The organism is Chimaeribacter sp. YP20170169 (genome assembly GCF_056739715.1).
This window is the reverse complement of the sequence record NZ_CP176824.1, coordinates 341,395-355,796: the sequence shown is the minus strand read 5'-3', so window position 1 is coordinate 355,796 and position 14,402 is coordinate 341,395. Positions and strand designations below refer to the sequence as shown.

Genomic DNA, 14,402 nt, shown 5'->3' with positions numbered 1-14,402 from the left:
GGGAGTGAGCCGCGCACGTGCATTTCTTGAAAAGCAGCATATGATCGTGCCCGCCAGCGGGGCGGTGGTTTATCCTGTGGTGCAGGCACGATTCAGCCCAAAGTCTACTATTTATTCAGTCATCCATTTACGGCATCAAACAAGAAGGTTCTATGTCTAACACTATTCGTATCGAAGAAGATCTGCTGGGCACCCGTGAAGTGCCGGCAGAGGCTTACTATGGGATCCATACCCTGCGTGCGATTGAAAACTTCTACATCAGCAATACCAAAATCAGCGACGTCCCGGAGTTCGTGCGCGGCATGGTGATGGTGAAGAAAGCGGCTGCGCTGGCAAACAAAGAACTGAAAACCATCCCACGCAAGATCGCCGATGTCATTATCCTGGCCTGTGATGAGGTGCTGAATAAGGGCAAGTGCATGGACCAGTTCCCGGTGGACGTGTTCCAGGGCGGCGCGGGCACCTCCCTCAACATGAACACCAACGAAGTGCTGGCCAACATCGGTCTGGAGCTGATGGGGCACCAGAAGGGCGAGTACCAGTACCTGAACCCGAACGATCACCTGAATAAGTGCCAGTCCACCAATGACGCCTACCCGACCGGCTTCCGCATCGCGGTTTATGCCTCGATCCTGAAGCTGGTTGATGCCATTGGCCAGCTGGGCGAGGGCTTTGAGCGCAAATCCAAGGAGTTCGAAACCATCCTGAAGATGGGCCGCACCCAGTTGCAGGACGCGGTGCCGATGACCCTCGGCCAGGAGTTCCATGCCTTTAACGTGCTGCTGGCGGAAGAGACCAAAAACCTGCTGCGCACCGGTGAACTGCTGCTGGAAGTAAACCTCGGCGCGACCGCCATCGGCACCCGCCTCAACACGCCAGAGGGCTACCAGCCGCTGGCGGTGAAATACCTGGCCGAGGTGAGCAACCTGCCCTGCGTGCCGGCAGAAGACCTGATTGAGGCCACCTCCGACTGCGGCGCCTACGTGATGGTGCACAGCTCGCTGAAGCGGCTGGCGGTGAAACTCTCCAAAATCTGCAATGACTTGCGCCTGCTCTCCTCCGGCCCGCGCGCGGGCCTGAATGAGATCAACCTGCCTGAGTTGCAGGCTGGCTCCTCCATCATGCCCGCCAAGGTCAACCCGGTGGTGCCAGAGGTGGTGAATCAGGTCTGCTTCAAGGTGATCGGCAATGACACCTGCGTCACCATGGCCTCCGAGGCGGGCCAGCTGCAACTGAACGTGATGGAGCCGGTAATTGGGCAGGCGATGTTCGAGTCGATCCACATCCTGACCAACGCCTGCTATAACCTGCTGGAGAAGTGCGTCAACGGCATTACCGCCAACAAAGCGGTGTGCGAATCTTACGTGTTCAACTCCATCGGCATCGTCACCTACCTCAACCCGTTCATCGGCCACCACAATGGCGACATCGTCGGCAAGATCTGTGCGGAGACCGGCAAGAGCGTGCGTGAAGTGGTGCTGGAGCGCGGCCTGCTGACTGAGGCGGAGCTGGACGACATCTTCTCGGTGCAAAACCTGATGTTCCCGGCCTACAAAGCCAAACGCTATACCGATGAAAATGAACAGTAAACCTGTTCCGACCTGACCTCAGGGCACGTTATTTCTACGGATAACGTGCCCTTTTCTTTTGGTACTCACAAGATAATAACAATACGTTTTCATTTTTCACTAAGGAGCGCGCCATAAGCGCGAGAGCAGAACCATGTTGATACTCGAATTTGTCATTGTGCTGCTGGCCATCTTCCTTGGCGCCCGTCTGGGCGGCATCGGGATTGGCTTTGCAGGTGGGCTGGGGGTGCTGGCGCTGGCGCTGGTGGGCGTCAAGCCCGGTTCCATCCCCTTTGATGTCATCTCCATCATTATGGCGGTGATCGCGGCCATCTCCGCGATGCAGGTAGCCGGCGGGATGGACTATCTGGTGCACCAGACCGAGAAGCTGCTGCGGCGCAACCCGCGCTACATCACCCTGTTGGCCCCGGTGGTCACCTACTTCCTGACGCTGTTTGCCGGCACCGGTAACATCTCGCTGTCGGCACTGCCGGTGATTGCCGAGGTGGCGAAGGAGCAGGGCATCCGCCCCTGCCGCCCACTCTCCACCGCCGTTGTGGCGGCGCAGATCGGCATCACCGCCTCGCCCATCTCGGCGGCGGTGGTCTTTATGGCCTCCGCGATGGAGCCGCACGGTATCAGCTACCTGACGCTGCTCGGCGTGATGATCCCGGCCACGCTGGCGGGGGTGCTGGTGATGTCACTGCTGGTGAGCTGGCTGTTCAATGCCCGGCTCTCGGATGACCCGGTCTACCAGCAGCGGCTGGCGGAGGGTCTGGTGACACTGCGCGGCAACCATAGCCTGACCATCCCGCCGCGCGCGGCGCGCTCGGTGCTGCTGTTCCTGCTCGGCGTGCTGGCGGTGGTGCTCTACGCCATCTATAACAGCAACGGCGTCCATTTGGCGCTGTTCGGCACCCCGGCGCAGCCGCTGACCAGCACCACTAACGCCATCCTGATCATCATGCTGAGCGTCGCGACACTAATCACCCTGGCCTGCCGCATTGATACCGCCGCCATCCTGAATGCCAGCACCTTCAAGGCCGGCATGAGCGCCAGCATCTGTATCCTCGGCGTCGCCTGGCTCGGCGATACCTTTGTGCAGGACAACCTGACGTGGATTAAAGACACGGCTGGCAGCGTCATCCAGTCCCACCCCTGGCTGCTGGCGGTGATCTTCTTCTTCTGCTCTGCCCTGCTCTATTCGCAGGCGGCCACCGCCAAGGCGTTGATGCCGATGGCGATGGCGCTGGGGGTCGCGCCGCTGACCGCGCTGGCCTCCTTCCCGGCGGTCTCTGGCCTGTTTATCCTACCGACCTACCCGACGCTGGTGGCGGCGGTGCAGATGGATGACACCGGCACCACCCGCATTGGGCGCTTTGTCTTCAACCACCCCTTCTTTATCCCCGGTACGCTGGGCGTGACGCTCTCGGTCATCTTCAGCTTCGCGATCGGCGGCCTGCTGCTCTGACGGCTTACGCGGGCAGCGTTGGCTGCCCGCGGTAAAATCCACCGCCCCGCCTTCAAGCCCCCGACGCTTCGCGCTATAGTCTCTGCTCCTGCTGTTTCATCCCTACCCCACGCGAGGCCCTGATGACTGAACCCACCGCGATTGTCGTGCTCTGTACCGCACCGGACGAAGGGAGTGCGCAAGGGCTGGCCGCCGTCGCCCTTGGCGAGAAGCTGGCCGCCTGCGTGACCGTGTTGCCCGGCGCCAGTTCGATGTACTACTGGGAGGGCAAGCTTGAACAGGAGTATGAGGTGCAGATGCTGATCAAGAGCGACAGCGCGCACCAAGAGGCGCTGCTCGCCTGCCTAAAACAACACCACCCCTATCAGACACCGGAACTGCTGGTACTACCGGTTCGCGACGGAGACAAAGATTACCTCTCATGGATTACCGCATCATTAAAGCCATAATCTGGGCGGGCAGCCTGCTGCTGCTCCCTTTGGCTGCGCACGCCTCACTCTTTTCGCAGCCTACTTCCCAGCAATTCGTGCCGCCCGATCAGGCGTTCGCCTTTGATTTCGCCCAGCGCGGCGCGCAACTGACGCTCAACTGGCAGATCAAGCCCGGTTACTACCTCTATCGCCAGCAGATCCAGTGGACGGCCGATAACGCCACCCTCGGGTCGGTGACGTTGCCGGAGGGGCTGTCGCATAAAGATGAGTTTTTCGGCATTACCGAAATCTATAAGGATGCGCTGTCCGTGGCCCTGCCGATTGACCGCGCCGCGCCGGGCAGCCAGCTGAAGGTGACCTATCAGGGCTGTGCAGAGGCGGGGTTCTGCTACCCGCCAGAGACCAAAATCGTACCGCTGACGGCGGTTACGCCGGACGAAACAACGCCAGCCGCCGCGCCGCCGGTGGTGGTTCCTGACGCCCCGCCCGCCTCGCGGCCCTTCTCGCCGCTCTGGGCGCTGCTGATTGGCATTGGCGTTGCCTTCACTCCCTGCGTGCTGCCGATGTACCCGCTCATCTCCGGCCTGATCCTTGGGCGTGAGCAACGCCAGCGCAGTGGCCGCATCTTCTGGCTGGCGCTGGCCTACGTGCAAGGGATGGCGCTGACCTACACCCTGCTGGGGCTGGTGGTGGCCGCTGCCGGTCTCTCCTTCCAGGCAGCCCTGCAAAGCCCGGCGGTGCTGGTGGGCCTGTCGGTACTGTTTGTGCTGCTGGCGCTGTCGATGTTCGGCCTGTTCACCCTGCAACTGCCCTCCGCCCTCCAGACCCGGCTGGCACTATGGAGCAATCACCAGCGCGGCGGCTCGCTGCCCGGCGTGTTTGCGATGGGCGCACTGGCCGGGCTGATCTGCTCCCCCTGCACCACCGCGCCGCTGAGCGCCATCCTGCTCTACATCGCCCAGAGCGGCAATCTGCTGGCTGGCGGTGGCACGCTCTATCTCTACGCGCTGGGCATGGGGCTACCGCTGATGGCGGTAACGCTGTTCGGCAACCGCCTGTTGCCACGCAGCGGGCCGTGGATGCAGCATGTGAAAGAGGCGTTCGGCTTTGTGATTCTGGCGCTGCCGGTGTTCCTGCTGGAGCGGATCGTGGGCGACACCTGGGGAGAACGGCTATGGAGCCTGCTCGGCATCGCCTTCTTCGGTTGGGCGTTCCTGCTGAGCCTGAAGGGCACACGGCGCGGCATTCGGCCGCTGCAACTGCTGCTGTTGGCCGCCGCGCTGGTGGTGGCGCGCCCAGTTCAGGAGTGGGCCTTCCCCTCCCCGACCACCGCGGCCCAACCGCCCGCGCTGGCTTTCCAACCGATCCGTAGCCGGGCAGAGCTGGCGCAGGCGCTGCAACAGGCGCACGGCCAGCGCGTGATGCTTGATCTCTATGCCGACTGGTGCGTAGCCTGCAAAGAGTTTGAGAAGTACACCTTCAGCCAGCCGGAGGCACAGCGTGCGCTGGCGGATACCGTGCTGTTGCAGGCGGATGTCACCGCCAATACGCCGGAACAGCAGGCACTGCTGCGCGAGCTGAAGGTGCTGGGCCTGCCAACTATTCTGCTGTTCAATCGCCAGGGGGAGGAGCAGACCGCCCTGCGCATTACCGGGTTTATGGACGCGCCAGCCTTCACGGCGCATTTGCAGAAACGGGATCAGTAAACGACACTACTTGTCTGAATGGGGAAACGGGAGAACGCCAACGTGCAACGTGAACAAGTGCTGAACCATGCATTAACGCTCCTGGAGCAGCGCGGATTGGCCACCACCACAGTGGAGATGGTGGCCACGGCGTCGGGCAGTTCAGTGGAGGAGTTAAGCCGCTTCTGGCCGGATCGCGAGGCGCTGCTCTATGACTGCCTGCGCCACCACGGCCAACAGATTGATGCCTGGCGGCGGCAACTGCTGCTTGATGAGACGCTGTTGCCGCAACAGAAGTTGCTGGCGCGCTACAAAGTGCTCGGTGAGTATGTGGAGCAGCAACGCTACCCCGGCTGCCTGTTTATCGCCGCCTGTAGCTTCTTCCCAGATACGGAGCACCCGGTGCACCAGCTGGCGGAGCAGCAAAAGCGCGCCTCCTATGACTACACGCTGGCGCTGCTGCAGGAGATGGACGCCGATGATGCGCCGATGGTAGCCGAGCAGATGGAGCTGATTCTGGAGGGGTGCCTGAGTAAATTGCTGATAAAACATCAGGCCCACGACGTCGCGGTGGCATTGCGGCTGGCAGAGGATGTTTTGCAGGTCGCGCAATGCCGGAAATATGGTGCTCTGGCCTGACGCCCGCCCGATGAAAAACGGCGCTCATCCGCCCTCACCGAGGGATATTGATGGAAAAGAGAGCAGTCGAATCATTTGCAGGGAGAAATATGCATAAAGCCGTTGACGGCATCCAGCCAATACGGTTTAATGCGCCCCGTTGCCCGGATAGCTCAGTCGGTAGAGCAGGGGATTGAAAATCCCCGTGTCCTTGGTTCGATTCCGAGTCCGGGCACCACTTATTCAGAAAACCCGCCTTATGGCGGGTTTTTGCTTTTCTGGCATCCGGACTCTCCATCGAACTGCGTTCGATTCACTCGCCGCTTCCTGCGGCTCGCCCTGCGGGCAGCGCTAACGCGCTGTGCAAAACGCTCCCGGCGTTTTGTCCGAGTCCGGGCACCACTATTCAAAAAACCCGCCTTACGGCGGGTTTTTGCTTTTCTGGCATCCGGACTCTCCATCGAACTGCGTTCGATTCACTCGCCGCTTCCTGCGGACAGCGCGGGCGCCCTTCTCCTCACCCTCCCTTTTGACAATATCCTCACAGTGCTACCAGCCATAAACTTTGCGTCCTTCTCGTAGATACATATTCATACCAAATATTTTTAATTCAATATTTTCACACAATGAATTAAGAAAAATAAAATGAGCTGAATGATTTCACATTATTTTCTCAAAAGAAGAGCAACCGGTTAAAAATTAATACACCCCAATAAAAGAAACCACAAATTAACAACGAATTATTTTACGAACTAATCAGGCCATAAATGAATTGTTTATCCGAACAAGTTTCATAAAGCGTTGATTTTCATCAATGATCGCTATATTTTATAGCAAATTAGAATAAATCTCGCTTGTTGCATGCCTGCCTATTATCCATTGCAGTACTTGATGGGTAACGGTTGAAATTGAGCAATGAGGAAAGAATAGCATTCGTCTTACCTACATTCATAATAACAATATAAAACAAGAACTTATAAAATAAAATCTGGGATAGATCAAAACAATCCAAGCTTGGTCTCTATTTAAAATCAGAGGGGGTGATAAAGCAGATAGACGAATTGCACCGATAGATTTACACGGAAATCCGGTCATGGCAGCGAAGATCCCCCATATGATGAAACATATTGCCATTCATAAAATGAATGCGTAGGAGTTATTAAGCACAAGAGACAAGCATCATCTAGCGATAAAATCGAATCTCTGCCACCCAGCAAAAAAGACTCTTTTTCGGTAGAGACATAAAAGGCAAATGTTATTCAACCTTAAATCAAGAGATTTAACAGGAATAAACCATGCATCCTTCAATTAGGAGGGTTGTTGCTTTCTTCCAGGCAACAATTTACCTCTTTATCACAAGCATCAACCCTTGGATGTTTTCTTTTTCGGCCTTCGCCGATACGGAACAGACCCTTTCGGCTACGCCCAGCACGCAGGCAACACCAACTGAACAGAGCCTGGCACAAATGGCTACCACAGCCGGCAACATGCTAAGCCAGGATAACTCGGCGGATGCGCTGACCAGCACCATGATCAATGCGGGTACTTCAATGGCGACCGCTGAAATCCAACAGTGGCTGCAACAGTTCGGTACTGCGGCAATCAACGTCAGCGTTGATGATGAATTCTCACTGGACAGCGCTGATTTGGATCTGTTGTTCCCCCTGTACGATGACAAGAAGCAGAACCTGCTGTTCAGTCAGTTCGGTGGGAGACGCCATGATGACCAAAACATCATTAACCTCGGCGTCGGTTATCGTCATTTCTCGGACAATTGGATGTGGGGGGTTAACCTCTTTTACGATCGTCAGATTTCGCACAATGCGCACCAGCGCCTGGGTGTGGGTGGCGAACTCGGGTGGGATAACCTGAAAATCAGCGCCAATGGCTATAAGCGCTTATCCGGTTGGATGGATTCGCGTGAGTATGAGGACTACCAAGAGCGGGTCGCTGATGGTTACGATATCCGGGCCGAAGGCTACCTCCCCAGTTGGCCGCAGTTTGGCGCGAAGTTAACCTGGGAGAAGTATTACGGCGACAATGTGGCGCTGTTTGGCAACAATGAAGACGATCGACAAAAAGATCCGTATGCCCTGACGGCGGGCCTGAACTACACCCCGTTCCCGCTGGTCACCGTTGGCCTGGATCAAAAATTTGGCAAAGAAGACCAGCAAGATACCCAGATCAATCTGGCACTCAATTGGGCTGCCGGCGTCCCGTTGAAAGACCAATTGGATCCTAATCAGGTAAAACAGCAGCGTTCGCTGCTCGGTTCCCGCATGGCGCTGGTTAACCGCAACAACAACATCATCCTGGACTACCGTAAAAAAGAGCTTATCAGCCTTTCTCTGCCTTCCCGTATTGAGGGAAAAGAGGGGCAGGTGCTGCCCGTGAACGTCAACGTGAAAAGCAAATACCCTGTCGATCACCTTACCTGGCAGGATGATGCACTGGTTAAACGTGGCGGAAAAATCGATAAGGTCGGTAATGGATGGGCGATCACGCTTCCCCCATACCAGCAAGGTGGCAAGGAGAATAACGCCTGGGTGGTCTCTGCCACCGCTTGGGATAACCAGGGCAATCACTCTGACAACAGCTATATGTCAGTGGTCGTTGACGGCTTTGACGAAGCACAGTTTGTCTCCGAGAGCAGTTTAGATGCCACAAGCCTGGCGGCCGATGGCGTCAGTACCACAACCCTCACCACCACTATCGCTTCTGTGAGTGGGCAGCAGGTTACCGGGCTGGCTGGCAACCTGAGCGCTGAACTGGTACGCCAGAGGAGTGTGAAAGGTGTCAAGGCGGCAACGCCGGATGTGAAAGAAAAAATCAGCAGCTGGACGGAGAAAAGCGCGGGTGTTTATACCAGTACCTTCACCAGCGGCACGATGCCCGGTGATGTGCTGGTTCAACCCTTGCTGAACGGCACGCAGAAACTGGCGACCACCACCATTACCCTCGTCTCACTGATCAAAGATCTTAAATTCACCTCACTGGATGCGTCGAAACAGAGCGCACTGGCCAATGGCAGCGACACCATTACCCTGACCACGCATGTGGTCAAAAAGGATAATACGCCAGCCAGTAACATCACCCTGCACTGGACAACAGACAACGATAAGACGCTTCTCTCCTCTGCCACCAGCGTCACCAATGCAGAGGGCGAAGCCTCGGTGACGGTGAGCAGCACGGAGGTGCTGAACACCACCGTGACAGCCCAAATCGAAAACGGTGCCAGCATAAGCAGCGATCCGCTGAGTTTTACCGCTGATGCCGCCTCAGCAAAAGTCGTTAAGGTTGATCAGGATAAGACCCGGATTAAGGCCAATAACCAGGACAGCGTGACCTTAAGCGCTCTGGTCAAAGATGCCAGCAACCATCCCTTGGAAAATGCCTCGGTACAGTGGTCGGTAGAGAGCGAAGATGGCCAGATCCATGTGGCTGATAAGTCGAGTGCCACCAATGCTGAGGGCATTGCAACCCTGACACTCAAATCGCCGAAAATCGGGAAAGTGGTGGTTTCTGCCGCTACGCCAGCAAACAGTACACCGGTTAAGTCCGATCTGCTGACTTTTGTCGTGGATGTTTCCACTGCCATTCTGTCGCCGCTGACAGTAGACAAAACCAGTGTGCCGGCTAACGGCCAGGACGCAGCCACACTGAAAACCACGCTGCTGGACGCCAATAATAATCCGCTTAAAGGCGTTGAAATTTCATGGGAAACCAGCAGTCAAACTGCGCATCTCTCTGCCAGCAAAAGCAAGACGAACGACAACGGCGAAGCCACTATCAGCGTCACCTCTTCTGACGTGGAAATGCTGACGGTCAGCGCGACAGTTGGCAAGCAGACGCAAACATCGGAGAGCATCGCCTTTACCAGCGACAGCGCAACCGCCAATGTGGCGACCATACAGGAAGATAAAAATCAGGCGACCGCCAATAACAGCGATCGCATCACCTTGACGGCGCATGTGAGCGATGCGAACGGCCACGCAGTGGCAAACAGCACGGTCAATTGGGCTGTCAAGCAAGGCGTGGCAACCTTGAGTGATGCGCAAACTGTCAGTGACAGCAAGGGTAACGCCCTGATTACGTTGACCTCAACCAAAGCTGGGCAAGTACTGGTCGAGGCCAGTATCGCATCCGGCACGGCAAAAACGTCCAATACGCTGACGTTCACTGCCGACACCGCATCGGCGACCATTACGGAGATAACGGCAAATAAAACCCAGGCAACAGCCAATGGCTCAGATAGCGTGATATACACCGCCACTGTCCTTGATGCCTCCGGTAATCCATTGGTTAACAGCCCGGTAAATTGGCGCGCCTCCCCAGGGCAAACCACCATTACCGCAACCAGCCAAACGGATGCCACTGGCAAGGCTACTGCAACGGTGACCACTACTCTGGCAGGTGATGTCAGCGTGTTTGCCCAGGCAGTCAGCGGCGACGAGGTGAGTGCACCGGTGGCCCACTTCAACGCAGACCGCTCAACGGCAACATTGCGCGCAGTCAACGCTAGCAACACCACGTTACTGGCGAATGGTAAGGACAACGCCACACTGACCACTCAGCTAGTGGACGCCAACGACAACCCGGTTCCCGATATGGATGTGACCTGGAACACCACCAGCGCCACGGCTGCCCTTTCCGCCAGCAGCGTGCAGACGGATAAGCAGGGTGAAGCCAGCATCACTGTCAGTGATACCACGGTTGAGAATGTGGTGGTCAATGCCGTCTTTAATGGGCAAAGCCAGGCTTCCCCAGCACTGACGTTTATGGCTGACGCCAGCACGGCGGCTGTCGCGTCAATTACAGAGGATAAAACTCAGGCAATAGCCAACAATAACGATCGCATCACCCTCACCGCGCATGTAGTGGATAACAACCACGCCGTTACCGGGGCAACCGTCGAGTGGCGCGTGGCATCCGGCAGTGGCACCTTGAGTGCGCCGCAGGGCACCAGTGATGCACAGGGTAATGCCGTCGTGACGCTTACCGCCACACAGGCAGGCCAGGTCAAGGTCTCCGCCCGCTCAACCACCGGGGCTGAACAGTTGTCAGGCACCCTGACGTTTATTGCCGACAGTGTTACCGCCGGTGTTACCGACGTAACGGTGGACAAACCGCAGGCCGTGGCAAATGGCCAGGACAAGGTGACCTATACCGCCACCGTGAAGGACGCCAACGGCAACCCGCTGACCAATACGACCGTGACCTGGGAGGCGGTGCCTTCACAGACCCAGCTTGCAGGCAAGACATCCACCACTGACGCCAATGGTAAAGCCACGATGACGGCGAAAACCACGCAAGCGGGGACCGTCAGCGTGTCCGCCAGCGCGGGCAGCGGCGTGGCGCGTAACGCACCGGATGTCAGCTTTGTGGCAGATACTACCACCGCCACCCCAGACGACATTAATGCCAGTAAAACCACCCTTCTGGCCAATGGAAATGACACGACCACACTGACGCTCCGTGTACAGGATGCCAGCAAAAATCCGGTTGCCGGCGTGGAAGTGACCTGGAAAACCACCAGCAGCACGGCGACGCTCTCCTCTGGGAAGGTGTCAACCAATGCGCAGGGTGAAGCCAGCATCACCGTGAAAAACACGGCGGTAGAGAAGATTACCGTCAACGCGACCGTCAATGGGCAGACGCGTACTTCGCCAGCGCTCGACTTTATCGCGGATGCGACCACCGCGACGGTGCAGTCGTTGAAGGAGGATAAAACCCAGGCCGTGGCGAACAATAGTGATGCGATCACGTTAGTCGCCCACGTTGTGGACGCCAACAACCACCCGGTCTCTAACGCGACCGTGAACTGGGAAGTGGCATCCGGTAAGGGCACGTTGAATGCGCCATCTAGCACCAGCGATGCACAGGGCAACGCCACCATGACGCTGACGGCCACACAGGCCGGCCAGATCACGGTATCAGCCCGAGCTACCGCCGGCGCGGCGCAAACATCCGTTCCGCTTACCTTTACGGCTGACGCTACTACGGCCCAGATAAAGGATATCCAGACGGATAAAACCCAGGCAGTCGCAGATGGCGTGGACAGCGTCACCTATACCGCCACGGTTTCTGATGCGAATGGCAATGCACTGGCGAACACCGCTGTTGACTGGCAGGTCACGCCAGCCGGAACGCAGCTCTCTGCCGGAACCACCACCACGGATGCCAACGGCAAAGCCTCCATCACCGCCAAAACCACTGAAGCCGGCAAGGTCAACGTGTCAGCAACCGTAGGAAGCAGCGCTGCCTACGATGCGCCAGTGGTCACCTTTATCGGCGACATGAAAACGGCAACGGCGGTTGATCTGAAATTCAGCAAAGATACCGCGCTGGCAAATGGCGTGGACAGCATCACCTTCACCGGTAATGTGACGGACAGCCACGGCAATGCGTTGAGCAATGCGGATGTTGAGTGGTCAGTCACTCCGGGGAATGGCGTCTTGTCTGATACCACCTCCCAGACCAATGCGCAGGGCGAGGCAGTGGTATCGCTGACCTCCGCCGGAATCGGGGATTATACGGTTACCATGAGCATCAACGGCAGCAGTGCCACGTCGACCGTCACCTTCACCGCGGACAAGACCACGGCCCAACTGGTTAAGCTGACGGCAGATAAAACCGGTGACATTCCCGCGGGCGATACTGTTACCTTGAGTGCGGAAGTGGTGGATATCAATCACCACCCAGTACAGGGCGTGATGGTCAACTGGACAAGCGATAATGCCACCGGGCAATTCAGTGAAGCCCGCTCCACAACGGGGCCGGATGGCATCGCGACCGTGACCTTCCGCGGCACGCTGGCGCAAGCCACCCAGGTTCAGGCAAGCAGCGTCAACAGTAGCCAGAAAGCCCTTACGCTGAATATCGTTGCCGATATGCAAAGCGCGCATGTTGATCTGGTCGAAGCGGATAAGTACAGCGCAATAGCCAACAACAGTGATGCAGTGACGCTCATCGCCACGGTGTTGGACAGCTATGGCAACCCAGTGAATCAGGCAACAACGCATTGGGAAGCGACCACCACTGAGCAGAACCCGGTCTTCACGCTCTCGTCACCTACCTCTGTGACAGATGCGACCGGCACGGCAACGGTACAGCTACGCTCACAAAGCGCTATCGCCTATACAGGTGGCGCGTGGGTAGGTGCAACCCCCGCTAAAACCACGAAGACCATCCTCTTTAGCGCTGACAAAGCGACTGCGCAAGTGGTCAGCATGACCGCCGACCGGACGAGTGGGCTGGTGGCCGGGAAAGATAGCGTGACGCTAACCGCGGTGGTTCAGGATGCCCAGGGCAACCTCGTGCCTGATGCGCTGGTTCACTGGGAAAGCGATAACAGTGTGGGCACCTTTACGCCGGGCGACACCAGCCTGACGAATGCCACCGGGACGGCAACCATGACCTTCACGACCACCAAGGCCATGGTCACACAACTGGGGGCTGGGATTAACCACCCTGAGCAGCGCGTCAGCGTTGAGTATATCGGTGATATCACCACGGCGGAGCTGGCTGATATTCAGGCGGATAAAACGCAGGCAGTGGCGGATGGCGTAGAGCAGGTCATCTGGAACGTGCTGGTGAAAGACGCTAACGGCAACCTGCTGCCAGATGTGGCTGTTGGCTGGCAGAGCAGCGATGCCAGCGCGGCACTGTCTGCCAAAAGCAGCAACAGCGATGCGAGCGGGGTAGCGACCGTCAGCGCGACAACGTTGAAAGCCAGCGATATGGTGATGACGGCATCCCTCACCTCCCCTGCTATGACGCTCAATGCCGCGAAAGTCGCTTTCATCGGCGATGTGAAAACGGCAGTCGTCACGAGCCTCAGCGTGGATAAAACCACGGTGCTGAGTAACGGCGGCGATAAGGCAACCTATACCGCGCAGATTAAGGATGCCAATGCCAACCCTGTGCCGAATGCGACGGTAAACTGGACAGCATCTATTAACAAGCTGTCAGCAACCGCGCAGCAAACAGACAGTCAGGGTATGAGCAAGGTCACGCTGTCAGGCAATACCAATGGCCTGGCAGAGGTTACCGTCTCCATTAATGCGTCGAGCAAAACGAATAATACGGTGAATTTCATCGGCACGTTGTATGACACCTGGTATATCACGTCCGATACATCAACCTATAAATCAGCGGGAATTTATGGCTATCCTTCAATGGGTTACTTAACCGTCGCACCCACCACAGGTCCGACAAACCTGGTTTGGAAAATACAATATAGCCAGAAGAGTGATGTTTCCACGCCCATCGTGCTGACCGATGGCACCGGCAAGCAATACACACTCTATGTGCAAGGGGCGCGCACAAATGATTGCGGCACTTTCCTGATGAACAATGCCGCGCGATGTGACAATGGGAACTACCCAGACTCAGTGAAGTTCTTCTTCAATCGTAGTGAAAACCCTGATTTACCACCGGGTCACTATACTGGCTTGATCCATTTCATGGGCAAAGAGTGGAACAACGGACTTTACGGTTTTGAATTCCGGTTAACGGTGGATATTACGCTGAAATAATTTTTAGCACGCTTATAGAGGGGTAATGCCAGCGGGTTAAGCCGGGCATTATCCTTTTTTAGGTTCACCGTCTTTTACCCAACATATCTAAG

The 14,402-nt window shown here is 57.0% G+C and carries 6 protein-coding genes and 1 tRNA gene; all 7 read left to right on the top strand.

Annotation, left to right across the window (positions count from 1 at the left end):
• Nucleotides 1-152: 152 nt before the first annotated feature.
• The 7 genes from aspA (at nt 153) to ACK3SD_RS01615 (ending at nt 14,310) form a co-directional block, all read left to right on the top strand.
• Nucleotides 153-1,589 carry an aspartate ammonia-lyase gene (aspA, locus tag ACK3SD_RS01645; protein ID WP_137761994.1) on the top strand — a complete coding sequence of 479 codons (1,437 nt, stop codon included), beginning with the start codon at nt 153-155 and terminating at the stop codon, nt 1,587-1,589.
• Nucleotides 1,590-1,722: 133 nt separating this feature from the next.
• Nucleotides 1,723-3,039, top strand: a complete 1,317-nt coding sequence (locus ACK3SD_RS01640) for an anaerobic C4-dicarboxylate transporter (RefSeq protein WP_481126560.1) — start codon at nt 1,723-1,725, stop codon at nt 3,037-3,039.
• 122 nt (nt 3,040-3,161) lie between these two features.
• Complete coding sequence (gene cutA / locus ACK3SD_RS01635) at nt 3,162-3,488, top strand: divalent cation tolerance protein CutA (RefSeq protein WP_137761992.1); 327 nt, start codon at nt 3,162-3,164, stop codon at nt 3,486-3,488.
• Nucleotides 3,461-5,176 carry a protein-disulfide reductase DsbD gene (locus tag ACK3SD_RS01630; RefSeq protein ID WP_481126559.1) on the top strand — a complete coding sequence of 572 codons (1,716 nt, stop codon included), beginning with the start codon at nt 3,461-3,463 and terminating at the stop codon, nt 5,174-5,176. The genes cutA and ACK3SD_RS01630 overlap by 28 nt, the downstream gene beginning before the upstream one ends.
• Nucleotides 5,177-5,218: 42 nt before the next feature.
• Nucleotides 5,219-5,794 (top strand): division control transcriptional repressor DicD, encoded by a 576-nt coding sequence (dicD, locus tag ACK3SD_RS01625; protein ID WP_481126558.1) that lies wholly within the window; start codon nt 5,219-5,221, stop codon nt 5,792-5,794.
• 141 nt (nt 5,795-5,935) lie between these two features.
• Nucleotides 5,936-6,011: transfer RNA gene (locus tag ACK3SD_RS01620), tRNA-Phe, on the top strand.
• 1,057 nt (nt 6,012-7,068) lie between these two features.
• Nucleotides 7,069-14,310 (top strand): Ig-like domain-containing protein, encoded by a 7,242-nt coding sequence (locus tag ACK3SD_RS01615; RefSeq protein WP_481126557.1) that lies wholly within the window; start codon nt 7,069-7,071, stop codon nt 14,308-14,310.
• Nucleotides 14,311-14,402: the final 92 nt, after the last annotated feature.